General features: G+C 73.3%; 21 protein-coding genes. 17 read left to right on the top strand and 4 right to left on the bottom strand.

The window, feature by feature from the left end:
• Positions 1-106 precede the first annotated feature (106 nt).
• The gene (locus ABZY44_RS29405; protein ID WP_356659038.1) at positions 107-1168 is read right to left on the bottom strand and encodes an FUSC family protein; all 1062 of its coding nucleotides are present in this window, start codon (positions 1166-1168) and stop codon (positions 107-109) included.
• Positions 1169-1480: 312 nt separating this feature from the next.
• Between ABZY44_RS29405 and ABZY44_RS29400 the strand changes: the two genes are divergently transcribed.
• From ABZY44_RS29400 to ABZY44_RS29380, 5 genes are all read left to right on the top strand, one after another.
• Positions 1481-3505, top strand: coding sequence for an NADPH-dependent 2,4-dienoyl-CoA reductase (locus ABZY44_RS29400; protein WP_356659036.1), 2025 nt, complete (start codon positions 1481-1483; stop codon positions 3503-3505).
• Positions 3506-3551: 46 nt separating this feature from the next.
• On the top strand, positions 3552-3965 hold the full coding sequence (locus ABZY44_RS29395) for a PaaI family thioesterase (protein WP_356659034.1): 414 nt from the start codon (positions 3552-3554) through the stop codon (positions 3963-3965).
• A complete protein-coding gene (locus tag ABZY44_RS29390; RefSeq protein WP_356659032.1) occupies positions 3962-5251 on the top strand; it encodes an MFS transporter in 1290 nt (429 codons plus the stop codon). Before ABZY44_RS29395 ends, ABZY44_RS29390 begins: the two co-directional genes overlap by 4 nt.
• Positions 5252-5529: 278 nt before the next feature.
• A complete protein-coding gene (locus ABZY44_RS29385; protein WP_356659030.1) occupies positions 5530-6210 on the top strand; it encodes a DUF4142 domain-containing protein in 681 nt (226 codons plus the stop codon).
• A 9-nt stretch (positions 6211-6219) separates the two neighbouring features.
• Positions 6220-7623, top strand: a complete 1404-nt coding sequence (locus tag ABZY44_RS29380) for a DUF1996 domain-containing protein (protein ID WP_356659028.1) — start codon at positions 6220-6222, stop codon at positions 7621-7623.
• Between the two features lie 177 nt (positions 7624-7800).
• Here ABZY44_RS29380 and ABZY44_RS29375 read toward each other — a convergent pair whose 3' ends face one another.
• Complete coding sequence (locus ABZY44_RS29375) at positions 7801-9099, bottom strand: helix-turn-helix domain-containing protein (RefSeq protein ID WP_356659026.1); 1299 nt, start codon at positions 9097-9099, stop codon at positions 7801-7803.
• Positions 9100-9571: 472 nt separating this feature from the next.
• Here ABZY44_RS29375 and ABZY44_RS29370 point away from each other — a divergent pair, with 472 nt between their 5' ends.
• The 5 genes from ABZY44_RS29370 (at position 9572) to ABZY44_RS29350 (ending at position 14308) form a co-directional block, all read left to right on the top strand.
• Entirely contained in the window at positions 9572-10567 is a 996-nt protein-coding gene (locus tag ABZY44_RS29370; RefSeq protein WP_356659024.1) for a hypothetical protein, read from the top strand.
• The gene (locus tag ABZY44_RS29365; protein ID WP_356659022.1) at positions 10564-12012 is read left to right on the top strand and encodes an NADH-ubiquinone oxidoreductase-F iron-sulfur binding region domain-containing protein; all 1449 of its coding nucleotides are present in this window, start codon (positions 10564-10566) and stop codon (positions 12010-12012) included. The genes ABZY44_RS29370 and ABZY44_RS29365 overlap by 4 nt, the downstream gene beginning before the upstream one ends.
• A 143-nt stretch (positions 12013-12155) precedes the next feature.
• Positions 12156-13178 (top strand): SCO0930 family lipoprotein, encoded by a 1023-nt coding sequence (locus ABZY44_RS29360; protein WP_356659020.1) that lies wholly within the window; start codon positions 12156-12158, stop codon positions 13176-13178.
• A gap of 13 nt (positions 13179-13191) precedes the next feature.
• Positions 13192-13647 (top strand): hypothetical protein, encoded by a 456-nt coding sequence (locus ABZY44_RS29355; protein ID WP_356659018.1) that lies wholly within the window; start codon positions 13192-13194, stop codon positions 13645-13647.
• Between the two features lie 163 nt (positions 13648-13810).
• Positions 13811-14308, top strand: a complete 498-nt coding sequence (locus tag ABZY44_RS29350; RefSeq protein WP_356659016.1) for a hypothetical protein — start codon at positions 13811-13813, stop codon at positions 14306-14308.
• A gap of 36 nt (positions 14309-14344) precedes the next feature.
• Here ABZY44_RS29350 and ABZY44_RS29345 read toward each other — a convergent pair whose 3' ends face one another.
• Positions 14345-16351, bottom strand: coding sequence for a hypothetical protein (locus ABZY44_RS29345; protein ID WP_356659014.1), 2007 nt, complete (start codon positions 16349-16351; stop codon positions 14345-14347).
• Between the two features lie 230 nt (positions 16352-16581).
• On the opposite strand from ABZY44_RS29345, the gene ABZY44_RS29340 reads away from it, so the two are divergent.
• From ABZY44_RS29340 to ABZY44_RS29320, 5 genes are read left to right on the top strand one after another with little or no spacing between them, the layout of a single operon-like run.
• Entirely contained in the window at positions 16582-17928 is a 1347-nt protein-coding gene (locus ABZY44_RS29340; protein WP_356659012.1) for a sugar ABC transporter substrate-binding protein, read from the top strand.
• Complete coding sequence (locus tag ABZY44_RS29335) at positions 17925-18851, top strand: sugar ABC transporter permease (protein ID WP_356659010.1); 927 nt, start codon at positions 17925-17927, stop codon at positions 18849-18851. Before ABZY44_RS29340 ends, ABZY44_RS29335 begins: the two co-directional genes overlap by 4 nt.
• Complete coding sequence (locus ABZY44_RS29330) at positions 18848-19675, top strand: carbohydrate ABC transporter permease (protein ID WP_356659008.1); 828 nt, start codon at positions 18848-18850, stop codon at positions 19673-19675. The genes ABZY44_RS29335 and ABZY44_RS29330 overlap by 4 nt, the downstream gene beginning before the upstream one ends.
• Positions 19676-19677: 2 nt before the next feature.
• The gene (locus ABZY44_RS29325; RefSeq protein ID WP_356659006.1) at positions 19678-21462 is read left to right on the top strand and encodes a glycoside hydrolase family 36 protein; all 1785 of its coding nucleotides are present in this window, start codon (positions 19678-19680) and stop codon (positions 21460-21462) included.
• The gene (locus ABZY44_RS29320; RefSeq protein WP_356659004.1) at positions 21459-22466 is read left to right on the top strand and encodes a LacI family DNA-binding transcriptional regulator; all 1008 of its coding nucleotides are present in this window, start codon (positions 21459-21461) and stop codon (positions 22464-22466) included. The genes ABZY44_RS29325 and ABZY44_RS29320 overlap by 4 nt, the downstream gene beginning before the upstream one ends.
• Before the next feature lie 27 nt (positions 22467-22493).
• On the opposite strand, the gene ABZY44_RS29315 is transcribed toward ABZY44_RS29320, so the two are convergent.
• On the bottom strand, positions 22494-23303 hold the full coding sequence (locus tag ABZY44_RS29315) for a DeoR/GlpR family DNA-binding transcription regulator (protein ID WP_356659002.1): 810 nt from the start codon (positions 23301-23303) through the stop codon (positions 22494-22496).
• A gap of 131 nt (positions 23304-23434) precedes the next feature.
• Here ABZY44_RS29315 and galT point away from each other — a divergent pair, with 131 nt between their 5' ends.
• Together galT and galK are read left to right on the top strand one after the other, a co-directional pair.
• Positions 23435-24481 (top strand): galactose-1-phosphate uridylyltransferase, encoded by a 1047-nt coding sequence (gene galT, locus ABZY44_RS29310; RefSeq protein ID WP_356659000.1) that lies wholly within the window; start codon positions 23435-23437, stop codon positions 24479-24481.
• A complete protein-coding gene (gene galK, locus ABZY44_RS29305; protein WP_356658998.1) occupies positions 24481-25710 on the top strand; it encodes a galactokinase in 1230 nt (409 codons plus the stop codon). The genes galT and galK overlap by 1 nt, the downstream gene beginning before the upstream one ends.
• The last annotated feature ends 157 nt before the right edge of the window (positions 25711-25867 follow it).

Below are 25867 nucleotides of genomic sequence, written 5' to 3'. Positions count from 1 at the left end.
TCGCGCACACCACCCTGTATCGGAGCCTACGCAATCCGCCCCCCGCACGGGCGGACCGGCCGGCGGCGGGGCACGTTGAGGCCGGCTGTGGCCCGGACCCCGAGAGCTACGGATCCTCGTGCGGCGGAGCCGGGAGCCCGGCGGGCCCGGCCAGGTGGTCGGCGACGGCCTCGTGGGTGAGGTGGAGCCCGGCGCGCAGCACCGCGTCGTGGCGGGCGGAATGGGCGCTGCGGTGCGCGGCGTCGAGTTCACGGGCGCGGCGCAGCTCGGCGGTGCAGTCCGCACCGCGCAGGGCCGCGTCGAGGGCTCGGGACGTGGCCCGGACGAGGGGGGCCAGGTCGCGCAGGGCCGGATCGGGTCCGGCCGGACCCGGCGCGGCGGGATCGGTCCGGTCCTCCAGTTCACCCGTGAAGAACTGGAGGGTGAGCGCGGTGCGCTGGGCCAGGCTCAGCCGGGGCCGGAGGCCGGCGAGCCGCGCGGTGTCGGCACGCTTCAGGGGCATGTGGCGCCGGTGCGCGAGGATCCCGTCCAGCGCGGAGGCCAGCACCCGGGGGCGCTGCCAGAACGCGGCGGGTCCGGGCGGGCCGAGGGCCGGCCGCCCGAGTGCGGCCCGGGCGGCGATCCCCTCGAGGAGGGTGCCCAGGTCGCTCCGATAGCCGTCCAGGCCGTCCCGCACCGATCCGTAGCGGGCCGGCGGCCACAGGAGCGGGCCGAGGAGGGCGACGACGGCGATGCCGACCGCGCTCTCCTCCAGCCTGGCCAGCGGGTATCCGGGGACCGGGGTGGCGTAGATCATCAGCGCGGAGACCAGGACCTGCTGGTTGGGGGAGTCCCGGCCGCCCAGGAGGTACATGCCCGCGCAGCCGCAGCCCAGCAGGAGGAGGAAGGAGAAGGTCGACGGTGGGAGTCCGTGCTGGACGACCACGCCGATGAGCACACCCGCGACGACTCCGGCCATGCGCTGCAGGGCCGGGCGGGGCGCGGCGAAGGGGTCGTCGCGCAGGATCAGCACGGCCGGCAGGGCGGCCGGCACCGGGGCCGGGCTGGTGCCGAGCCACACGCACAGGCACCAGGCGACGGCGGCGCACAGGATCAGGCGGGTGGCCGGACCCAGCCGCACGGCGAACCGGCGCGCTCGCGCGCATACGGGAGCCGACATGGCGGGCATGTCGGACATGCTAGGGGGAGGGCCGGCCGTACCGGCCCCGGCCGGGCCGGGCGCGAGCGGGGTGATGCGGAAGGGGTGCGGAGGGCCGCGGTGAAGGGGCGGAGGCCAAGGGAGGCCGGACGCGCGCCCCCGCCTTCGCGGGTCGCCGGCCCGTGAGCTCCGCCACACGGGCCGGCGACCCGGGCCGCAGGCCCCGGGAATGCCGGTGGATACGGTCGGCGGGGCGCTCGGTCCCCATTTTGCACCTAGTTGCAAAATAAGCGCCCGCTCGCTAGAACAGGGGCATCACCCCCGCGCGAGGAGGCGCCCCCCATGAGTTCCCAGAGCCGGTACCCGCACCTGCTGAGCCCCCTGGACCTCGGCTTCACCACCCTGCCGAACCGCGTGATCATGGGCTCGATGCACACCGGCCTCGAAGAGCACGAGCGGGGCTTCGAGCGCCTCGCCGCCTTCTACGCCGAGCGTGCCCGTGGCGGCGCGGGCCTGATCGTCACGGGCGGCATCGCCCCGAACGACGCCGGCCGCCCCTTCGAGGGAGGCGCCCGCCTCACCACCGAGGACGAGGCCGCCGAGCACCGGGTGATCACCGAGGCCGTGCACGCCGAGGGCGGCAGGATCGCGATGCAGATCCTGCACTTCGGCCGCTACGCCTACCACAAGGACCTGGTCGCCCCCAGCGCCCTGCAGGCCCCCATCAGCCCCTTCGTCCCGAACGCGCTCTCCGACGCCGACGTCGAGCGCACGATCGAGGACTTCGTCCGCGCCGCCCGCCTCGCCAAGCTCGCCGGCTACGACGGCGTCGAGATCATGGGTTCCGAGGGCTACCTGATCAACGAGTTCATCGCCGCCGCCACGAACAAGCGCACCGACCGCTGGGGCGGTGCCTACGAGAACCGCGTGCGTTTCCCGCTGGAGATCGTCCGGCGCACCCGCGCGGCCGTCGGCGAGGACTTCATCCTCATCTACCGCCTCTCCATGCTCGACCTGATCCCCGGCGGCTCCACCCTCGACGAGGTCGTCCACCTCGCCAAGGAGGTCGAGGCGGCCGGCGCCACCATCATCAACACCGGCATCGGCTGGCACGAGGCGCGCATCCCCACCATCGCCACCTCCGTACCGCGCGGCGCCTACACCTGGGTCACCAAGCGATTGATGGGCTCGGTCTCCGTCCCCCTCGTCACCAGCAACCGCATCAACACCCCCGAGATCGCCGAGGAGTTGCTGGCCGACGGTCGCGCCGACCTGGTGTCGCTGGCCCGCCCCTTCCTCGCCGACGCCGACTTCGTCGCCAAGGCCGCCGCCGGCCGGTCCGAGACCATCAATACCTGCATCGGCTGCAACCAGGCCTGCCTCGACCACACCTTCAGCGGCAAGATCACCAGCTGCCTGGTCAACCCGCGCGCCTGCCACGAGACCGAACTCGTCCTGTCTCCGACGCAGTTGAAGAAGCGCGTCGCCGTCGTCGGCGCCGGCCCGGCCGGCCTCGCCTGCGCCGTCTCCGCCGCCGAGCGCGGTCACGCCGTCACCCTCTACGAGGCCTCCGGCCACATCGGCGGCCAGCTCGACATCGCCCGCCGCATCCCGGGCAAGGAGGAGTTCGAGGAGACCATCCGCTACTTCGCCACCCAGCTCGCCGAGCGCGCGGTCGAGGTCAAGCTGGGCACCCGCGCCGACGTGGAGACCCTGCGCGGCTACGACGAGGTCGTCGTCGCCACCGGCGTCTCCCCCCGCACCCCCGACATCGAGGGCGTCGACGGGCCCAACGTCGTCAGCTACCTCGACGTCCTGCGCGACGGAGCCCCCGTCGGCGAGCGCGTCGCGGTCCTCGGCGCCGGCGGCATCGGCTTCGACGTCGCCGAGTACCTCACCGACAGCGGCGAGGGCGCCTCCCAGGACCCCGCCGTCTACTTCCGCCACTGGGGCGTCGACACCGCCTACACCGGCCCCGGTGGCCTCGCGGCCCCCGAACGCCCGGCCCCGCCGCGCCAGGTCCACCTGCTCCAGCGCAAGACCACCAAGGTCGGAGCCGGCCTCGGCACCACCACCGGCTGGATCCACCGCGCCGAGCTCAAGCACCGCGGCGTCGTCTCGGTCGCCGGAGCCGCGTACGACCGCATCGACGCCGAGGGGCTGCACGTCACGGTGGACGGCGAGCAGCGCCTCGTACCCGCCGACACGGTGGTGCTCTGCACCGGCCAGGAGCCGCGCCGCGACCTGTACGAGGCGCTGCGCGCGGCCGGAGTCGAGGCGCACCTGATCGGCGGAGCCGACCTGGCCGCCGAGCTCGACGCCAAGCGGGCCATCCGCCAGGGCACCGAACTGGCCGCCTCGCTCTGAGGAAAGGACGTTGTGGCGGCCCGCACCGGGCCGCCACAATCACCCGGTGACCCTGACACCGGCAGACGCGGACAAGATCCTCAACGACAACTTCGCCCCCTGGGTGCTCGCTCTCGGGCTCACCGTCCAGGAGACGGGCGAGCGGCACGCCGTGCTCCGGCTGCCCTGGTCGGACGCCCTGGCCCGCGACGGCGGAGGCCTCAGCGGCCAGGCCCTGATGGCCGCCGCCGACACCGCCACCGTCATCGCGATCTCCGCCGCGCGCGGGGCGTACGGCCCGATGACCACCGTCCAGCAGTCCACCAGCTTCCAGCGGCCGGTGGTCGGCGCCGACGTGCTGATCGACGTACGGATCACCAAACTCGGCAAGCGGATGGCCTTCGCCGACATCACCATGACCCCCGACGGCGCACCGGAACCGGCCGCGAAGGCCTCCACCGTCTACGCCCTGCTGGGATGAGCTCGCTCCGGGGGAACAGGCACTTCACCGTCTTCTGGCTCGGCCAGGCGCTGTCCGTGCTCGGCGGCTCCGTCTCGATGCTCGCGCTGCCGATGCTGGTCCTGCGCGCCACCGGGTCCGCCTTCCAGATGGGCCTGGTCACCGGCATCGGCGGAGCCGTGGCCATCGTGGCGGGGACCTTCGCCGGCCACGTGGTGGACCGGGTCGACCGCCGCCGGCTGATGATCGGCTGCGATCTCGCGCGGGCGGCGCTGCTGTGCTCCGTACCGCTGCTGTGGTCGGCCGGCGGCTCGGGGATCTGGCTGCTGTACGGGCTGACCGCGCTGGTCGCCGTACTGAAGACCCTCTTCGACGTGGCGTACGTGACCGCCGTGCCGGGTCTCGTGGATCCGGCCGACCTGGGCACCGCCAACGGGCGGCTGCTGGGCACCTTCGCCCTCGGAACCATTGTCGGGCCGGTCGTGGCCGGCGCCCTCGTCGTGGGGGTGGGCGCCGACTGGGCGCTGGCCCTGGACGGGGCCACCTTCCTGGTCTCGGCCGTCAGCCTGGGGTGGGTCAGGTTCGCCGTCCGCGGCGAGGGGCCCCCGCAGGAGCCCGAGGAGACGAAGCTGCGCGAGGTGTTCGTGGTGGGCTTCCGCTTCTTGTGGACGCACGTCCTGCTGCGCCCGCTGACCGTCCTGCTCACCCTGCTGACCTTCGTCACCCTCGGCGCCACCGACCTGCTGATCTATCGCGTCGACGTCGAACTCGCCCGCGACGCGTCGACGGTCGGCTACGTGATCGCCGTGAGCGGCATCGGCGTGGTCGCGGCCGCCGTCGCCGCCGGACCGCTCCGGCGGACCCTCGGCTTCGGCACGTGCTGGCTGGGCTCGACGGCCCTGATCGGGGTGTCCGTGGCGGTGATGGGGGCCGGCCGCAGTCTGCCGGTGATCGCCGTGGCGGCGACCCTCTTCATGTTCGGGCTGACCGTGGGCGGTGTCTGCTCCATGACCCTGCGCCAGGAGGTGACCCCCGACCACCTCCTGGGGCGCGTCACCTCCGCGTTCTGGACGGTGCACAACGCCTCGGGCCCGGCGGGGGCCGCGCTGCTCATGTGGCTGGCCGGCCGCCACGGGGTGCCGCCGGTGAGCCTGGCCGCCGGGGCGCTGTGCCTGCTGATCGCCGGCTCGGGGCTGCTGACCCCGCTGCGGGGGAGCCGGACCGGCCCGGCGCGCGATCCGGTGGCGGGCGGCTCGGGCCGCGTGGCCGCGCCGCGGCGACCGCGGCAGCCGGGCCCGCGCCGCTGAGGCGCCGAACCGTCCGGTGGTTCCGGCCACCGCGCGCCTCACGAACAAGCCGATGTCCGGGCAACCGGCTGGAGAGCCGGCCCCGATGGCGCCGCCCCCATAGCAGCCCTCCGGGCCGCCGCCCGGATGTTTGTCCATTCGTGATGGGGCTTCGAAAGAGGTGCCCCGGCGGGCACTAGCGTCCCTTGCCACCCGGAGATCGGAAGCCGCAGACAGGCTCCCGGTCCAGGCAGCAAGGAGGCGCAGTGCCGTCAATCCGCCGGTCCACCGTCGGCAGCATGTCGGTCGCATCGCGACACGTGATGGGTACGGGCATCGTCATCGGCGCCCTCGCCCTCACGCTGATCGCGTTGTTGATCCCCGTGCGCAACTTCGGCGGCGCGGCCGCGGAAGCGGCCGCGGCCCCCCTCGCGGCTCCCGCCTCGGCCGACGACGACGGTGGCGGGGTCATGAGCACGGCCTTCGGGCCCCTCACCCCCCAGGACCGCGATTTCGTCCGCAAGGTACGGCTCGCCGGCCTGTGGGAGCTGCCCGCCGGGAGGCAGGCCCAGCAGCGCGGATCGGCCCCGGCGGTGCGGACCGCCGGGGAACACCTCATCGAGGGCCACACGGAGCTGGACCGCCGGGTCCTGGAGGTCGGGCAGGCCCTCGGCCTCGAACTCCCGGACCGGCCGAGCGAACAGCAGCGGGCCTGGCTCGACCAGCTGAACCGGGCGCAAGGACCCGCGTACGAACGACTGTTCGTTCAGCTGCTGCGCAGGGCGCACGGCAAGGTGTTCGCGCTCGTGGCCCAAGTGCGGGCGCAGACCCGCAATTCGATGGTCCGCGAGCTGGCCACGGACGCCAACACCACGGTCCTGGACCACATCGCGGTCCTCGAGGCCAGTGGACTGGTCGACTTCGAGGGCCTGGCGGACCCCGTACCCGCCTCCTCCAACGATTCCCGACCGAGGAAGTGAAGTGATCGCATGAGTCGAACGAGCCGTACGAGCCGCGCAGGCCGTACGAGCCGCACGGGCCGGACGAGTCGCACCGGGCACAAACGCCGGCTCCGGCCCTCCTACAAGGCGCTCGCCCTCGCGGCAGCCCTGGCTCTCGGCGGCGGCGCCGTCGTGGTCGCCGCCCAGGGAGCCTCCGCCGGACAGGACTCGGGGCGCTCCGCGCCCGTCACGGCCACCATCGACTGCCCCGACGTGGGCGAGCAGCTGCGGGAGGTGCCCGAAGGGGCGCGGCCCGAGGTGGACCAGGAGCTCGCGGGGCTCGACACCCAGATCGCCGACGCCTACCAGCGGCTCGCCACGGGCAAGGCACAGGGTGACGCGCTGCTCGGGGAGTTGAAGGACCAGCGGGACAAGACGATCGGCCGGATGTCCGACGCGATCGGCAAGAGCGCCGCACGCCCCGACGGGCTGGACGGGCTGAGCGCCTGCGCCATGCGGGAGGCGCCGGTCGCCGAGGACACCGCGGGCCTGGCCGCCGCCCGCGCCAAGGGCGGCCCGGCGCGCAAGGACTTCGTCGCCATCGGCTCGGTGAAACCGAACGTCCGCGCCCCGAAGCCCCAGGCCGGCGCGTCCAAGGGGTCCTTCACCGTGCAGTGCGGCCGCAACGAGAACCGCCACCTCAACCCGGACAACGTGATCGTCGCCCCCGGAGTGAGCAACGGCGCCCACCACATGCACGACTACGTGGGCAACAAGACCGCGGACGCCTTCTCCACCAACAACAGCCTCGCCGCCTCCGGGACCACGTGCACCAACGGCGACCTGTCCACGTACTACTGGCCCGTGCTGCGGCTGCGCGACGGAAAGGCGGAACAGGACGCGGCAGCCCCCGGCGGCGGCCAGGACGCCAACGTCGGCACGATCCTGCGGCCGAAGCAGGTCACCATCCAGTTCAAGGGCAGCGCCGTCTCCCGCGTCACCGCCATGCCCCGCTTCCTGCGGATCATCACCGGTGACGCGAAGGCGCTCACCAACGGGCCCGCGAACGCCAACGCCTCCTGGAGCTGTACCGGATTCGAGAACCGGCAGCTGAAGGACAAGTATCCGGTCTGTCCCAAGGGCAGCGACGTGGTGCGGACGTTCAGTTTCCAGAGCTGCTGGGACGGCCGGAACACCGACAGCGCCAACCACCGCACGCACGTGGCCTTCGCAGCCCGCGACGGCTCCTGCGGCTCGGGCTTCAAGGCACTCCCGCAGCTGGTGCAGCGCATCGTGTACGCGGTGCCCCCCGGTGCGCGCATCGCGGTGGACAGCTTTCCCGAGCAGCTGCACAAGCCGGTGACCGACCACGGAGACTTCATCAACGTCATGCCCGACGGGCTGATGGCCGAAGCGGTGCGCTGCATCAACGGCGGCCGCACCTGCGGCTGAGGCCCCCGGGGCGGCGTGCCTCCCCGCTCCCGCCCGAAGAGCGGTGCCGGTCCGAAGGGTTCTTCGGACCGGCACCGTCGTGCCGCCTCGGCGGCGGGGCCTTCTCGTTGTGCCGTGCCGTACCGGGTGCGCCGGGCGGGGGTGGGCCGGGCGGCCGGTCGGCCAGGGGCGGTGGGATCAGAGGCCGTTGACGCGGGCGATGCGTCCGGCGCCCAGCGGCGGCCGGAAATCGGCGGTCACCACGCGGGCGCGGCGGCTGCCGCGGGAGGGCCGGAGCCGCACCTGGGCCATCAGGCGGCGGCTGCGCAGGGCCAGTTCGAGTTCGAACCGGGTGCGGGGGTCGCGCAGGCCGGGGCCGAAGAGCTTCTCGAGCTGCCGCATGCGGTAGCGGACCGTCTGCGGGTGAACGCTCAGGGCCTTCGCCGCCTCGGGGGCACCGCCGCCCTCCAGCCAGGCGAGCAGGGTCACTTCGAGCCGTTCGCTCTGGCGCGGGGTCAGGTCCGCGAGCGGACGCAGCCAGCGCGCGGCGAGGGCGTGCGCCAGTGGTTCGTCCTGGAGGAGGAGAAGGGTGGAGAGGTGGTCGTCGACGTAGACGGCCCGTGTGTCCAGGCCGGCGCGCGTCGGGGTGAGGGACAGCAGCCGTACGGCCCAGCGCAGCGAGGAGGCGGTGTCGCGGGGTGCGACGGGGTGGCCGACGGCGGCGAACCGGCCGCGCAGCGCGCTGTCCAGCGCGGTGCGCTCCTCCGGGTCCTCGGTCGGGACGAGCAGGCACGGCTGGCCCCCGACCATGCCGCCGAGGCAGTCGTCGAGGAGGGCCGCGAGCTGCTGCGTCTCGCCGGGCGAGGCCGGCGCCACGGCCCGTACGGACGCGGGCAGGTGCCAGCCCGCCGCGTTCGCCAGTTCGGCCAGTACCAGGTCGGGCAGGGGGAGGTCGCCCGTGAGGGCGGCGAAGAGCTCCCGGCGGGCGGGCTCGCGGGACGAGCCCGGAGTGCGCTGCGCGGGAACGGCCTTCAGGGGTGCGGGCACGCAGCCGTGGAAGGGCTCATGGGTGCGGCCCGCCGCGACGGCGCTCCCGCTCGGGCTCCCGCTCCCCGTCCCGGCGGTGGTGGCGGCCTCCGGGCCGCGTGGCCGGGCGGGCCCGTCCGGGCCGTGGCACAGGTCCCGCTCCAGGTCCGGCCGCAGGTCCGGGCTCCGGCCGTGGCCGAGTTCCAGGTTCGCCTGCTCCCGGTCCGCCGGGAGCCGCTGGGCCTGTTCCTCCGCGGCCGGTTCGCGGTAACCGAGGGCGGTGAGGAGGGCCGACTCCACCCGCTGTCTGACCAGCTCGTCGTCTATCTCCTCGACGAGAGCCGAGAACCCCGGGATGGTTTCCCGCAGTTCCTCCACCATCCCCGCCGCCAGCGTGGGCAGTTCCTTGCGCAGTACCCGGGTCCATTCGCCTCTGGGGCGGGACCAGATGCGGTTCAGAAGTTCGCACATTGTTACCTCGTTCAAGCCGGGGTGTGACCTGCCCCGTGGGAGGGTGACAAGCCTGCCGGGGTGATGGCCTTCCTCCCCGCCGGCGTCGGTGCCGGCAGGGGATTCGGACACCCCCCGTACTCCCTCCAGGAACATGCCAACCGCTTGCAGTCCCGCGACCTCGGTCCCAGCGCCGTCGGGGAGGTACGGCGGCGGACCAGGCGTCAACCCCGTCGCATCCGCACCACTGGAAGGGAATCTTCCGGGGATGTTCGATGCGATGGCTGTGCGAGGGCCAGAAATTATCACGTTTCGATAAATCCCGTGGAGGGCTTGCGTAGCTCCACGATGCTTCTGCACTCCGGCCCCCGCTCCCGGCCGGTCCGGTGGGCGAGGCGCCCATCTCTCGCCCGCCGCGGAGCGGTTGCGACGTCTACCCCCGGGCGCCGAGCGCGAGGCGGAAGTGCTCGGGCCCGGCCGTTTGGGAGACCACATGCCCTTGCCCCAGACTCGAACGCCCCGCTCGCACCGGGCCCGCCGGGCCAGACGCCACACCGGCGCGACGGACGCCCCGGCCACCGGACGCAGGGCGTTCCGGCGGCCTCCCCTGCTGTCCGCGGCCGGGGGCTCCCATCCCGCCGCCCTGGGCGCCGCGCTCCTGGCGGCCCTGTCCGCGCTGGTCGTGTCGGTCCGCGCCGGCGTCCTGACCCGCCTGTGGGACTTCCTCGACTACGGCGCGGGCGTGCTCTCGCTCGTCTCGCTCACCGGCGCCGTCCTGTGGGGCCTGGCGGCCACCGACCGCACCCTCCTCGCGTCCGCGCACCGCCTCGCCGCCCAGGGCGTGCACCGCGGCCTCGCCGTCGCCGGGCTCGGCTTCCTCGGCCTGCACGTGTGGGTCAAGGTCGCACGGTCCCAGGCCGACGGCGCCGCGGCGGTCCTGCCGTTCGCGGACGGGGACCGGCCGCTGCTCATCGGGCTCGGCACCCTCGCCGGATACCTGTTCGTCGCGGTGGCCGTCTCCGGAGCCGTACGCAGCGCCTTCGCCACGCGGGGCCGCTCGCTGTGGTGGCGGGCCCTGCACATGGGCGCGTACCCGGCCTGGGGCGCGTCCCTCGTCCACGGGCTCAAGTCCGGCCGGGCGGCGAGCGGGTGGGTGACGGCCGCGTACGCCCTGTGTCTGGTCGCCGTCGCGGCGCTGCTGGCCGTCCGCCTGCGCGCGAGGCTGCGTACGGAGCGTCGCGCGGGGCCCGCGCGCCCGCCGGCCGGCGCCGCCTCCGCGCCCCGGGTGCCGAGGCAGGCCCCGCCGCGTCACCCGGCGTCGTTCGTGCGCAAGCCCGCGGAATGGGCCGCGGAGCTGCTGACCGCGCGCCTGACCCGGCAGTCCGTCCCCGAGGTGTTCCGGCCCGCCGACCTGGCGGCCGATCTGTCCGTGGACCTGCCCGTGGACCGGCCGTTCGAACCGCTCGACGGTGTGCGGGGGCGGCGATGAGCGGCGTCACGCGCCCCGTGCTCGGCTGTGTCGGGCAGCCGCGTCTGCTGGCCGGACTCGACGCCGCCCCGCGGCTCGACCGGACCGGCCATCTGGGCGTCCACGGCGTCCTGCCCGCGTACGCGCCCGACGCTCTGGTGCAGCTCGCGGAGGACATCGGGCTGCGGGGCCGCGGGGGAGCCGGATTTCCGTTCGCCCGCAAGCTCCGGGCCGTCGCCCGCTCCGCGCGCGGGCGCGACGGGCGCAGCGCCGTCGTCGTCAACGCGTCCGAGGGCGAACCCAGTTGTCTGAAGGACGCCGCCCTGCTGCTGCACGTACCGCACCTGGTGCTCGACGGCGCCCTGCTGGCCGCGGCGGCGCTCGGAGCCGAGGACGTGGTCGTCGGCGTCACCCGGGAGGACGTGGAGCGGTCCCTGGGGGAGGCCGTCGCCGAACGGGGACCGGCCGGGCGCCGCGTCCGCGTCGTCAGGCTCCCCGAACGTTTCGTCACGGGCGAGGGGACCTCCCTCGTGAGGGGGCTGGACGGCGGTCCGGCCCTGCCCTCCGGGCAGAAGGTGCGCACCAGCGAGCGGGGACTGGGAGGGCTGCCCACCCTGCTGTCGAACGCCGAGACGTACGCGCAGCTCGCCGTCGCCGCGCGCCTCGGCGCCCCGGAGTACCGCACGGCGGGCCTGCCCGCGGAGCCCGGCACCACCCTGCTCACGGTCGCCGGATCCACGGTCGTCGAGGTACCGCTCGGGACCTCGCTGGCGTACGTGCTGGACCTGTGCGGCACGGTTCCCGGACAGGGCGTGCTGGTCGGCGGCTTCCACGGACGCTGGCTGGCCCCGGCGGCGGCCCGCGAGGCCGTCCTGTCCCGGCAGTCGCTGGCGGCGTACGACGCGGTACTGGGCGCGGGCGCGGTGCTGCCGCTGCCCGAGGACACCTGCCCGGCCGGCGAAGTGGCCCGGGTCGCCCGCTGGATGGCAGACGAATCGGCGGGCCAGTGCGGTCCCTGCGTCCGGGGTCTGCCCTCGCTCGCCGATGCCGTGGAGCAGCTCGTGGCCGGCGGGGGCGGGGCGGCCCTCGACGCGGTGCAGGCACGGATGCGGGGGGTGCTCGGCCGTGGCGCGTGCTCCCATCCGGACGGCACGTCCTCCTTCGTGGCCTCCGCGCTCGCGGTCTTCCCCGAGGAGTTCCGCGACCACGCCCTCGGGAGCGGCTGCGGACGGCGCGTCCTGGGGGCGCTGCCGCTGCCCGCGGACGAGAACCCCGAACGGCTCGTCGTGGACTGGACGTTGTGCAAGGGGCACGGGCTGTGCGTCGACCTGCTGCCCGACGTGGTCCGGCTGGGCGCCGACGGCTACCCCTCGCAGGGCGTCATGCCGGTCCCGGGGCGGCTGCGGCCGAAGGCGCTCCGTGCGGTCCGCCGCTGCCCGGCGCTCGCCCTGCGCATTCAGGAATGAGCGGGCGGTGAACGGCTGCGGCCCCGTGGAGTTCATGCTTTGGCGCGATCTGACAAATTCCCGGGATTTTGAATTCGGTGGGCCCGGCGGGGCCTATGAATATCCGTAGGAAAACACGCCGGACGGAAACCGAAGGAGAGACCATGGGCAGCAGGCTTCATGTGGCCACCGCGGCGGGATCGGCGATGGCGGTACTTCTGCTGACGGCGGGATGCGGGAGCGGCGCGGACACGGGCCGTTCGGTGGGATCCGTGCGGCCGGCCGCGGCGGACAAGGCGATCGGCGACGGTTACACGGACGTCTACGGTTCCGCCGCAGGGGACGGTTACGGCGCGGGCGCCTCCGCCGCCCCCGGCTCGGGCTCGGGCCCGGCCGGCGAGCTGGCCGTCCGGGACATCGCGAACGTCGGCAGCGTGGTCACGGACTCCGCCGGCTCGGCTCTCTACCGCTTCGACAAGGACACGGCCCAGCCGCCCAAGTCCACCTGCGACGGGTCGTGTGCCACGACCTGGCCCGCGGTTCCGGCGGACGACGCGAAGGCCTCCGCCGGCATCGACGCGGGGGCGCTCGGCGAGGTCGAACGGTCCGACGGCACCCGCCAGCTGACGATCGGCGGCTGGCCCGTGTACCGGTACGCGAAGGACACCACGGCGGGCGAGGCGAAGGGCGAGGGTGTCGGCGGCACCTGGCACGCGGTGGCGCCGGACGGAAAGAAGGCGGCGGACGGCAAGGCCGCCGGCGGTACGGCGGGCAGTGGCATGTCGGGCAGCGGTATGGCGGGCCACGGCGCGGCCGGCGGGAAGGGGGACGCCCTCTCCCTCGCGGCGGACGCGAAGCTGGGGAAGGTCCTGGTCGATTCCGAGGGGCGCACGCTCTACCGATTCGACAAGGACAGTGCATGGCCGATGAAATTCGGCTGCCTCGACGCGTGTCTGAACACGTGGAAACCGGCCGCTCCGGTGGAGAAGGAAAAAGTCTCCGGAATTCCCGCCGATCTGGTCGGATCCGTGAAACGCCCCGACGGCTCGCAGCAATTGACGATCGACTGCTGGCCGGTCTACCTCTTCACCGGCGACACCGCCCCGGGCCAGACAAACGGGCACGGGAAGCAGGGCCTCTGGTTCGCCGTCGACGGCGCGGGCAAGAAGATCCCGGCGGCCTCCTGAGGGGGCGGCGGACATGCTCGCGGACCAGTCCCGCATCGGCGCCCAGCACGTGGTGCCCTGCACCGCCGTGCTGCTCCTCTCCCTGCTCTGCGGCGCCTGCGGCGGCGCGGAGCGGCAACCGCCCTCCCCGGCGGCCGCCGCCCGCAGCGCCCCCGCGACGCTGGAGCGCATCGAGGTGGCCCTCGGCTGCACCGCCGAGGTCACGGTCGACGCGGAGGAGGTGCGGGAGGGCGGCTGCGAGGTGGCGGGGCAGTCCTACCGGATGGCCACCTTCGCCGCCGACGAGGGCCGCCGGGCCTGGCTGGCCGAATCCCTCCCGTACGGGGGGACCTACCTCGTCGGCGACCTGTGGGTCCTCACCGCTCCCTCACCCGAAGCCCTGACCCCCCTCCGCGACCAGCTCGGCGGAACCCTGCAATCGGGCTCCTCCCACGCCTCTCACCCCCCTGACCACGGCGGCGGCCACTGACGGACGGCGGATCGCCCCGCCGGTGCGGTCCCTGTGCCCGGGCCTTCGAGGTCACCCCGGCGTGGTCCGCACCTTGATCCAACGTGTCGCATAATCACTCCCACGGTGGTGCGAACCGACCCTTCGTGCTGTCTCCGTCACACAGCCACCTGGGGGAAGCACGATGCACGGACGCCTGCGACCGAACGCTCCTCCGGGGCGGGCGCCACAGGAAGTCCAGGAGCTGGCCCGGCTGCTCGTCGCCGTCCGGCGGGGCCGGATCGTCGAGGTGACGGGGCCGCGCGAGGTCGGCGGCCGCCTCGTCCGCGCGGCCGCCGCGCGGCTGGCCTCCAACTTCGTCGACGGAGTCGCGGTCGTGGAGCTCGGGCGGCCGCACGGCCCCGGCGCGTGGTCCGCCTTCGGATCCCTCGGGGGGACGCCCTTCCCGCCGTGCGGGACCGGGGACCCGATCGCGCGCTTCGCGGGCCAGGACATGCTGCTCGTCGTCGACGGCAGCGAGCACCTCTGCCCCGAGGCGCGGATCCGGCTCCGGAGCCTCCTCGAGGGGTCGGCGGGAGTGCGGCTGCTGGCGGCGGGCAGCCGCCCGCTGGGCCTCGACGGTACGGGCGGGTCCCGGTTGCGCACGCACGCCATGGCCGTGGGGCGTCCGTCGGCACGCTGACGCGCGCCGGTCACGCCCGCCGGGGCGGCCCGGGTCTCAGCCGGCCTGGACCGTGACCGTGCTGCCCGGGGCCACGACCGGCGTCACGTAGGTGTACGTCACCCCGTCGACCACCTTGGTGCGGGCCGGTGCGGCCACCCCGTCGACCGTGACGGTGGCGTACGTGCCGGGGAAGCGCGCCTCCCAGGTGTACGGGGCGCTGCCCGAGCTGTGGGTGAGCGAGGACTTGGCCGCGCCGTCGTGGCGCAGGGAGAAGGCCGAGTCACCGACCCGCAGGTCGTCGATCCGCAGCCAGTCCATCCCCGAGGGCAGCCGCGACTGGGTCGACAGGGTGTGCGCCGGCGCGTCGGGGACGACGCCCATCAGGCCCTCGACGGTCTGCCCGAGGAGGGTGAAGGACACCTCGGGGTAGTCCCCGTTGGTGCCCTGCTTGGTGTTCACGTGCTGGATGTCCTTGTGGTCGTAGACGTCCTTCATCCACTTCCAGGCGGTGTCGTTGCGGTCGTTGCGGAAGAACGTGTCCGGCAGGTACGTGAGGGCCTCGATGTTGGTGGGGCGGCCCGGACCCGAGGCCTGCTGGTCGATGTAGTCCAGGTACGCCTCCCGGCGGGCGCCGGGTTCGACGATCTGCTTCATCGGCATGAACCAGCTGTTCTCCTTGCCCCAGCCGGTCAGGGCGCGCCCGTCCGTGGTGTAGCCGCGCACCATGCCGGCTCCTGAACCGGTGCCGCTCCAGGTGGAGTTGAAGTACGTCTTCAGGTCGCGGGCCTTGGCCTCGTAGCGGTCGGCGAGGGTGCGGTCCCCCTTGGAGCGGGCGAGCGAGGCCATCGCCAGGTACGCCTGGTACTGGGAGCCGATCGCGTCGCCGGCCTCGGCGAGGGGTTCGCCGCTCTGCTCGTTGTAGCTGGCGGTGCCCTGGAAGATGCCCTTGCCGGTGCCCTCGGCCACCTTGACCGCGCCGTTGTCCTTGAGTCCGTCGTGCAGGGTGACGAACTCGTCGGTGGAGTGCCGGTAGAAGTCCCACAGGGCCGGGTCGTCGATGTAGGAGCGGTCCCCGCTCCAGCGGTACGCCTCCTCGGACTTCTGCACCAGCTCGAAGGTCGCGGGCACCTCGCGGACGAAGTTCGTGGGGCTCTTGTAGTCGATCGAGAGGTAGGTCGACGCGTCGAAGTTGAACGCCCATGCCGGGTAGTACTTGTGCGCGGCGGTGGCGGACGCGGCGAAGGAGCGGAGCATCGCCTTGTTCTCCGCGTGCAGGCCGAGGACCCCGGCGCCGGCCAGCTGGTGGGCCATGTCGCGCGAGTAGTAGCCGCTGCGGTTCGCGTAGCCGGCCCAGTAGGAGGCGGCGTAGGTGCCGGCGCCACTGCCGGCGGTGTGGCCCTCGTCCACGTTGAGCGGGCCCCGGGTGCCGGGCAGCTGGACCCAGCTGTTGGCCTTGCGCTTCGACCAGTCGAACATTTCGACGATCTTAGGATCGGAGGAGCTGACCCGGGGGTCCGCGGGGGAGGCGGGGGAGAGCATCACGTCGTCGGCGTTGACCCAGCCGTCCCCCGACTCGAAGGCGATCTCCAGCGTGTCGCCGGGGGCGAGCGCGATCCGGCTGAGGGTGTAGCGGCGGTAGTTGGAGGCGCTCGGCAAGGTCTGGGCGGCGGCGACCGCGCCGTTGACGCGGGCGACGTAGCGGCCGTTCGGCCCGCCCGTCGCGATCCAGGCGGATATGTCGTAGGCGCCCCGGCCCGTGGCCCTGACGGTCTGGGACACCTTCATGCCGGGCCCGCCGTCGAGGTAGGCGAGCCGGGCCGCACCGTGCGGGTAGTTCGTGGCGACACCGGTGCCGGAGGTGAACTGCCAGCCCGTACGGCTCTGTTCGAAGCCGGGATTGATGACGGTGAGCGGTGCGGGCGCGGCGGGTGCCGCGAGCGCGGCCTGCCCCGCGGCCGTGTCCGGCGCCGCCGCGGCCGAGGCCTGGCCGCCGAGGACGAGCGGGGTGAGCGGCACGAGCAGGGCGAGGGCGGACAGGAGTGACACACGGGAACGCGGCATCGGGTTCTCCTTGGTTGGGGGTGGTGGGGCCGTGCGAGGGGGGCGGCCGTCTGCGCGAGCAGGGCGGGCGGCACGCTAGCAACCCGCTTTGAAGATTTGCAATGGTCTCGTCAGAATCGCATGCCGTATCTAGCTGAAAGTTTTCATCTCACTCTTGCAAGTGGATGGACGGCCTGGCTACAGTCCTGGCCAGTCGGGTTCCGCAACGTATGAGCAGGGGTGGGTCAGGTATGGAACTGGAACGCAGAAGAGTGCTGCAGATGGGCGGCGCCCTCGCCGCGGGGGCCGGGCTCACCGGCCTGACCGCCTGTTCGGGCAGCGGTGACACCGGCCAGAGCGGAACCAGCGGGGCGAAGGACAAGGGCAAGATCGCGGTCTGGTCCTGGCAGGGGCCGGCCGCCGCGATGAAGGCCCTCGTCCCGGAGTTCAACAAGAAGTACCCCGAGATCGAGGTGACGATCGAGGACATCGGCAACCCGGCCATCTGGGACAAGATCACCACCGGTATGGCGGCCGGCGGCCAGGGCCTCGCGGACGTCCTGCACATCGGCGTCGACTACCTGCCGGGCTACGTGGAGAAGTTCCCCGGCGGCCTCGCGGACCTCGGCCCGCTGGGTGCGAACGCCCACCGGGACGCCTTCGCACCAGGCCTGTGGCAGACCGTTTCTCCCGACGGCAAGCGGGTCAACGCCCTTCCCTGGGAGGCGAACTCGGCGGGCTTCTACTACCGCGCCGACTTCTTCGAGCAGGCCGGGGTCGACGCCGGCGCCCTCCAGACCTGGGAGGAGACCATCGAGGCGGGCAAGGAGATCAAGGCGAAGACCGGCGCCTACCTGCTCGGCATCGACAAGCCCGCCTCGCAGGCCGACGCCGCGAACTTCTTCCAGATGCTCCTGCAGCTCCAGGGCACCTTCTACTTCAACCTCGCCGGGGACATCACGCTCGACACCCCGGAGTCCGTCAAGGCCCTGACCCTCATCAAGACGATGAACGACGCGGGTCTGGTCAGTGACCTCTCCGGCGGCTGGAACACCCTGATGAGCTCGCTGAAGCAGGGGACCACGGCCGTCATGCCCATGCCGACCTGGTTCGGCGGCACCGTCGAGGAGCAGGTCCCCGATCAGGCCGGGAAGTGGAAGGTCCGGCTCCCGCCGGCCGTACGCCGGGGCGGGGCCACCTCGGCCACGGTCAACTCCACGCACCTCGCCGTCGCGGGCAGCAGCAAGCACCAGGCCGCCGCGTGGTCCTTCATCGAGTTCGTCCTCACCCGCCCGGCCTCCCAGGTGCAGATCTTCAAGGCCAAGGGCATCGCCCCCGCGCTCATGGCGGCCTACGAAGACTCGGGCTTCCACCAGCCCTCGCCGTTCTTCAGCGGCCAGAAGAGCAGCGAGGTCTTCCTGGAGGCCCTGAAGGCCCCCTCGCCCGCCTTCAACTACACCGCCGACTACGCCCGCGCCCTGAAGCTGGTCACCGACGCCCAGACCAAGGTGCTGCTGGGCGGCGCCGACCCGGCGAAGGTCCTCAAGGAAGCCGCCGACCAGCTCGGCCAGCAGACCGGACGCAAGGTCTCCCGATGACCGCGACGGCTACCGCCCGCACGACGCCGGCCGCCCCCTCCGCGGGGGCGGCGGCCCCGCGGCCCAGGCGGCGCCGGCGCGTCGCCCCCTACCTCTTCGTGCTGCCCGCACTGCTGCTGTTCTCCGCCTTCAAGATCTATCCCATCGGCCGGTCCTTCGCGATCAGCCTCCACAAGACCGTGGGCGGGACCGAGCAGTTCGTCGGCGCCGACAACTACACCCGGCTCATGGGCGATCCGCTGTTCTGGACCGCCCTGAAGAACACCGCGGTCATCCTCGTCGTCCAGGTGCCGGTCATGCTCGCCCTGGCCACCGGGCTCGCCGTAGCCCTGAACTCCCGGATGCTGCGCGCCCGCGCGGTCTTCCGGCTGGGCTTCTTCCTGCCGATGGTCACCGGCCTGGTCGCCTACGGGGTCATCTTCTCCGTCCTGCTCAACAAGGACTTCGGTCTGGTCAACTGGCTGATGGAGCTCGTCGGCCTGGACCCCGTGCCCTGGCTCACCGACCCCCTGTGGGCGAAGGTCTCCCTCGGTGTCGCACTGACCTGGCACTACACCGGATACAACGCGGTGATCCTGCTCGCCCGCCTGCAGTCCGTGCCCGCCGAGCTGTACGACGCGGCGGCCGTGGACGGGGCCGGCGCCTGGACGTCCTTCCGGCACGTCACCCTGCCGGGACTGCGCCCCGCGCTGCTGCTCACCACGGTGCTCTCCACCATCGGCACCCTGCAGATCTTCGACGAGCCGTACGTGCTCACCGGCGGAGGTCCGGACAACGCCACCCTGACCATCGGCGTGTACCTCTACCAGAACGCCTTCAAGTACTTCGACTTCGGATACGCCTCCGCCATCGCCTACGCCCTGGCCGTCCTCATCGGGATCCTCGGCTTCATCCAGTTCCGCCTCCTGGGGGAGAAGACGTGACCGCCCGCCACCGCGGCAGGAGCATCCTGCTGACCTCCGGACTCGCCATCGTCCTCGCCGCCGTCGTGCTCCCCTTCTACTGGGTCATGGTCGGGGCCACCCACAGCTCCAGCGAGATCTTCAACAATCCGCCGCCGCTCCTGCCCGGCGGCCACCTGGGGGCCAACCTCCGGACACTCCAGGAGACGGCGCATTTCGGGCAGGTGCTCCTCAACTCCCTGCTCATCGCGGTCGTCTACACCCTGTGCGCGGGCGCCGTCTGCACGCTGGCCGGATACGGCTTCGCCAAGTACCGCTTCCGCGGCCGCGAACCGCTGTTCGGGCTGCTCATGCTCGGGCTCGTGATCCCCGCCCAAGTCACTCTCGTACCGCTCTTCCAGATGATGGCCGAACTGCAGTGGCTGAACACCTACCAGGCCGTGATCATGCCCAACCTGGCGCTGCCCTTCGGAATCTTTCTGATGCGCCAGGCGATGGCATCGCTGCCCGACGAGCTCCTCGACGCGGGACGCATCGACGGCTGCGGTGAACTGCGGCTGTTCTGGAAGGTGGTGCTCCCTCCCATGAGGCCCGCGCTGGCCGCCCTGACGATCTTCCTGTTCCTCTACCAGTGGAACGACTTCATCTGGCCGCTGATCGTCCTGCGCGACAGCGCCTCTCTGACCATCCCGGTGGCCCTGGCCTCCCTCCAGGGCCTCGACGACACCGACTACGGCGCGATCCTCGCCGGCACCGCGGCCGCCGCGATCCCGATGGCCATCGTATTCCTGGCGCTACAGCGCCAGTTCGTGTCCGGCCTCCTCGCCGGCGCCGTGAAGGAGTAACCGTGCAGACCACCACCGCCCCCGCGGACGACACCGAGGCCGTGACCACCGCGGGGCTGGCGCCCGCCCCCGAGGAGCCGCTGCTCGACGGGGTCTCGATCGCCGTCCTCGCCCATGCCGACGGGGTGAGGCCCGCCTGGTCCCTCGGCCGGCCCGCCGACGGACTGCGCGTGCTGGAGGTGAGGGCCGACGGCGCCCCCGTCGAGATCCGCTTCTCCGTACCCCTCGGCGACGCCGCCGGATACTGGCACCCCAAGGGCGCCTGGCAGCGCACCCTCCTCGCGGACTGGGAGGGCCGCTCCCGGGTCTCGCTGGTCGACGGGCACGCCGCCGGCTGCCTGTACGACCACACCGGCGCCACCCTCCTGACCTTCGCAGCGGCCGACCCGGTCCCGGAGGCGACCCTGCGCTTCGGCGTGTCCGAGGAGAACGACACCCACGTCGTCCACCTCCACCTGCCCGCCTCGCGGCAGCCCCACCGCATCCTGCTCGTCCCCCGCTCGCCCTCCGTGGCCGCGGCCATGCGGATCCTGCGCGCCCGGTTCGGCGCGACGATCGCCCCCATGCCGGTGCCCGAGGGGGCCCGTACCCCCGTCTACTCCACCTGGTACGCCTTCAACCAGGACGTGAGCGCCGCCGCCGTCGAGACCCAGGCCGAGCTGGCCGCGGGCCTCGGCTGCGGCGCCCTGATCCTGGACGACGGCTGGCAGGAGTTCGGCCACGGGCGCGGCTACGCGGGCTGCGGGGACTGGCGGCCCGACCTGGACAAGTTCCCCGACTTCGCCGGGCACGTGGCCCGGGTCCAGGCCCACGGGCTGCGCTACCTGGCCTGGGTGGCCCCCCTGCTGCTCGGCCCCGGGGCCGCCTGCCACGACCAGTGGGCCCACTGCGCTCCCGCGCCCTCCTCCGTGCCCGGCGCGCACGTGCTCGACCCGCGCCTGCCCGAGGTGCGCGCCCACGTCGTCGGCTTCTGCGTCCGGCTGGTCCGGGAGTACGGCCTCGACGGACTGAAGCTCGACTTCCTCGACCAGGCCATGGCGTACGCGCACGACGGCGCGGGCGACATCGGAGCGGCCATGGTGGCCCTGCTGACGGACCTGCGCGCGGCCCTCGAAGCGGTACGCCCCGACCTGCTCCTGGAACTGCGCCAGCCCTACACGGGCCCCGGCATGGCCCCGTTCGGCAACATGCTGCGGTCCTTCGACTGCCCGGCGGACGCGACCGCGAACCGGGTCCGCACCCTGGACACCGCACTGCTCGCCGTCGGCGGCGCCGTCCACTCCGACATGCTCCTGTGGTCGCCCGACGCGCCCGTGGCCGCGGTGGCCCGGCAGCTGATCGGGGCCCTGCACGCGGTGCCGCAGATCTCCGTGCGGCTGGACCGGGTACCGCAGGCCCACCGGGAGGCGGTCGGTTTCTGGCTGCGCCAGTGGAGCCTCCACCGCGAGCTGCTGCTGGAGGGGGAGGTGGAACCGGGCCGGCCCGACGAGCTGTACCCGCTCGTGCGGGCGAGCGCCGGCGAAGACTGCCTGATCAGCGTGCACGGCGACCGGGTCGTCCCGCTGGACTTCTCCGCCCACCGGCACTTCCACCTGGTCAACGGCTCGGACCAGGACCGGGTGATGGTCGAGGTGCGGGGCGGCGGCGTCCACGTCCGGGGCGTGGTCCACGGGCCCGACGGCCGTATCATGAACGGTCCGCCCGCGTTCCTGCCGGAGGGAGCACGCTCGTTGGCGGTGCCGCGCGGCGGTCTGGCATCACTCACGATCACGGAAGGACCGCGATGAAGGTCGGGATCACCGAGGTCGCAGCCCGCGCCCAGGTCAGCGAGGCGACCGTGAGCAGGGTGATCAACCGGCGTCAGGGCGTGTCGAAGAAGACCCGGGACGCGGTCGAGCAGGCCATGGCCGAGCTCGGCTACGAACGCCAGACGCAGGGCCAACTGGTCGCGGTGATCACCGAGTTCGTGTCCAACCCGTTCTTCGCGGACGTGGCCGAACGCATCGAGTCGGCGCTCGCCCCGCACGGACTGAAGACGGTCCTGTGCCCCGCCTTCCCGGGCGGAGTGCAGGAGCGGGACTTCATCTCCGCGCTCGTCGACAAGGGCGTCGCGGCCGTCGTCTTCCTGTCCGCGTCCAACACCGTCGAGGGCTCCGACACCGAGACGTACGAACTGCTGCGCCAGCGACGGGTTCCGTACGTCGGGATCAACGGCGAGTTCGCGGACGGGGTGCCCACCCCGGTCTTCTCCACGGACGACGCGCTCGCCGCCGAACTGGCCGTCGACCACCTCCACCGGCTGGGCCACCGCAGGATCGGGATGGCCTCGGGGCCGGCGGGCAACCAGCCCGCCGACCGCCGGGTGCGCGGCTTCCTGGAGTCCATGGCCCATCGGGGGATCGAGGACCCGGCGCGCTGGGTGGTGCGGCAGTCCTACACGGTCGAGGGCGGCCAGGCCGCCGTCGGCCCGCTGCTGGCCCTGGGCGCCACCGCGATCGTCGCGGCCAGCGACTACATGGCCCTCGGTGTGATCCGGGGCGTCCGCCGTCAGGGGCGCTCGGTGCCCGGGGACGTCTCGGTCGTGGGCTACGACGGTTCGGCCATCACCGAGTTCACGGATCCGCCGCTGACCACGGTGCGCCAGCCGGCCGACCGGCTGGCGCTGGAGGTGGCCCGCAGCGTCCTGGCGCTGGTCAGCAACCGGGACGTACCGACGGGGGAGCTGTTGTTCGACCCCGAGCTGGTCATCCGGGCCACCACCGGGCCGGCTCCCGAGGAACCCGGCGCCTGATCCGCACCCCCGCCCCGGCCGTGGCCCTCAGATTTCCTCGCCCGCGACGAGGAGCTCGCCGACCGTCTCGGTGAGGACCGCGCGGGCCGGGGCGGGCATGCCCGGGTCCGTCACGAACCAGTCGGCCTGGTCCAGCGCCGCGAAGCCGCTGAGCCCGACCACTCCCCACTTGCTGTGGTCGGCCACGACGGCGATCCGCCGGGCCGAGGCGACCAGGGCCCGGTTGGTCTGGGCCTCCGTGAGGTTGGGGGTGGTCAGCCCGGCCGCTTCCGTCACCCCGTGCGCGCCGAGGACGAGCAGGTCCACGTGGAGGGAGCCGATCACCAGCTCCGCGAGCGGGCCGACCAGCGCGGCGGAGGGGGTGGGGGAACCGCCGGTGAGCAGCAGGGTGGGGGCCGGGCCCGCGCCCTCGCGCCCGGCGGCCCGTACGAGATCCGCCACCGGCAGGGAGTTGGTGACGATCGTGAGCCGCGGGACGCCCAGCAGGCGGGCGGCGACCGCGTGCGCGGTGGTTCCCCCGGAGATCGCGACCACGCTGCCCGGTTCCACGAGGGTGGCGGCCGCCGCCGCGATGGCGGCCTTGGCGGCCGCGCCCAGATCGAACTTGGCGTCGAAGCCCGGCTCGTGCGCGCTGGCGCCGGAGGTGGCCACGGCCCCGCCGTAGACCTTCTCCACGACGCCGCGCCGGGCGAGGGCGTCGAGGTCCCGGCGGACCGTCATGTCCGAGACGCCGAGCTGACCGACCAGGTCCGCCACCCGTACGGAGCCGTCGCGACGGACCGCGTCGAGGATGAGCGCGCGTCGCTGGTGGGCCAGGTGGGCAGCCTGCTCGGCCACGGGTCACTCCCGGGGGGATCTGCGAATCCGGTCAGAAGGTCGCAAGATAGCACGGCGATCTTGTTGGAGTCTGAGGAAATACCCGCCCGCGGCTCTGGTGGATGGTGTTTGAATTTGTTTACTCTTGATGAGTGAAGAAGATCATCATGAAACTCGCGGACGGCCGCGACCTCATCTACTTCGACCGCGACGAGAGCGCCGAACGCGACGCGCCCGATCTGCGCCCGCTGGACCGGGTGGACAGCCGTCCGGAACTGCGGCGGGACGAGGCGACCGGCGACTGGATCACGATCGCCTCCCACCGGCAGGCCCGCACCTACCACCCGCCCGCCGGCGAATGCCCGCTCTGCCCCTCCCGGGACGGCCGGCTCGGCGAGATCCCCGCCGCGGACTACGAGGTGGCCGTCTTCGAGAACCGGTTCCCCTCCCTCGCGGGCGACGCGGGACGCTGCGAGGTCGTCTGCTTCACCCCGGATCACGAGGCCGCCTTCGCCGACCTCACCCCGGACGCGGCCCGCCTGGTCCTGGACGCGTGGACCGACCGCACGGCGGAGCTCTCGGCCCTCCCGGGCGTCGAGCAGGTGTACTGCTTCGAGAACCGGGGCGCCGAGATCGGGGTGACGCTCGCCCACCCGCACGGCCAGATCTACGCCTTCCCCTTCGTCACCCCGCGCACCGCCAAGATGACGGCCGCCGCGGCCGCCCACCGCGCCACCACCGGACGCAACCTCTTCGAGGACCTGCTGGCCGGCGCCCGAGCCGCCGCCGAGCGGGTGGTGACGGCAGGGGAACACTGGACCGCCTTCGTGCCGTACGCCGCCCGCTGGCCGTACGAGGTGCACCTCTACCCGCACCGCCGCGTCGCCGACCTGACCCACCTCGACGAGGCCGAGCGGGCCGAGTTCCCCGGCATCTACCTGGACCTGCTGCGCCGGTTCGACCGGCTGTTCCCCGTACCGGGGCGGCCCGAGGGGCAGGCTCCCACCCCGTACATCTCCGCCTGGCACCAGGCTCCCCGCACCGGCGGCGCCGAACTGGCCCTGCACCTCGAGCTGTTCACCGTCCGCCGGACCGCCGACAAGCTCAAGTTCCTCGCCGGTGCCGAATCCGGTACGGAGGCCTTCATCAACGACGTGGCCCCCGAGGCGGCCGCGCGACGACTTCGGGAGGCCTTGTGATGCACCGGACCGATCACCGGCACGACGTCGGCGGCGACGGCGACGCCCCCGGGGACGCCGACCGGGCGGGCCTGGTCGCGGACTCCTTCCGGCGGCTCTTCGGCGGCGACCCGGACGGTGTCTGGGCCGCGCCGGGCCGCGTCAACCTGATCGGCGAACACACCGATTACAACGACGGGTTCGCCCTCCCGATCGCCCTCCCGCAGTCCACGCTGCTGGCCGCGCGCGGCCGCACCGACGGGCTGCTGCGCCTGCACAGCGCACAGGGCGACGGCCGGATCACCGACCTCGCGGTGTCCGGGCTCGCCCCCGGCGCCGTGGCGGGCTGGGCCGCCTATCCGGCCGGCGTGGTCTGGGCCCTCGCCGAGGCGGGACACCCGGTCGGGGGCGCGGACCTCCACTTCGACAGCACGGTGCCCACCGGCGCCGGACTCTCCTCCTCCGCCGCTCTGGAATGCGCTGTCGCCGTCGCGTACGACGAGCTGTACGGGCTGGAGCTGTCCGGACCCGAACTGGCCCGCATCGCCCAGCGCGCGGAGAACGGCTTCGCCGGCGTCCCCTGCGGAATCATGGACCAGATGGCCTCCGTCTGCTGCACCGCCGAGGCGGCCCTCCACCTCGACGCCCGCACCCCGGAGCACCACCAGCAGGTGCCCTTCGACCTGCGGGGCCAGGGGCTGCGGCTGCTGGTGATCGACACCGGGGTCAGCCACGACCTCGGAGACGGCGCGTACGCCGCCCTGCGCGCGGGCTGCGAACGGGCGGCGGCGCTGCTCGGCCTGCCCGCCCTGCGCGACCTGCGCACCGAGGAACTCCCCGGAGCCGTGCGCGCGCTGCCCGCGGAACTCGTCCCCCTGGTCCGTCACGTGGTGACCGAGAACGCCCGCGTCGCCGAGGCGGTGTCCCGGCTGCGGGAGGGGAACGCCGCGGCGCTCGGACCGATCCTCGACGAGGGCCACGCCTCGCTGCGCGACGACTACCGCGTCTCCTGCCCGGAGACCGACCTCGCCGCGGCGGCCGCCCAGGGCGCCGGGGCGCTCGGTGCGCGGATGACGGGGGGCGGCTTCGGAGGCTCCGTCATCGCCCTGGTGCGGGCCGGGACGGAAAGCGCGGTGGGCGGCGCCGTCACGGCCGCCTTCGAGGCCGCCGGCTACCGGGCCCCGCGGATCCTCTCGGTCACCCCGGCCGCGGGGGCCCGTCGCCTCGTGCCGTCGGCAGCGACGCCGTAGTCGAAACGCGGTGCCGGTGGCAGGGGCCGCCGGGCAAGGGCGTTCGCGCCGTGGGCGCGGGTGCGGATGTACGGGCGGGGGGGGGGGCCCGGCCCGGGGGGGCGCGGCGGGGCCCCCCCCCGCCGGGGGGGGGGGGACCCACCCGGGGCAAGAAGGT

The organism is Streptomyces sp. NPDC006544 (genome assembly GCF_040611715.1).
Classification (GTDB): domain Bacteria; phylum Actinomycetota; class Actinomycetes; order Streptomycetales; family Streptomycetaceae; genus Streptomyces.
Note: the sequence above shows the minus strand (reverse complement) of the source record. Positions and strands in the feature narration are given on the sequence as shown.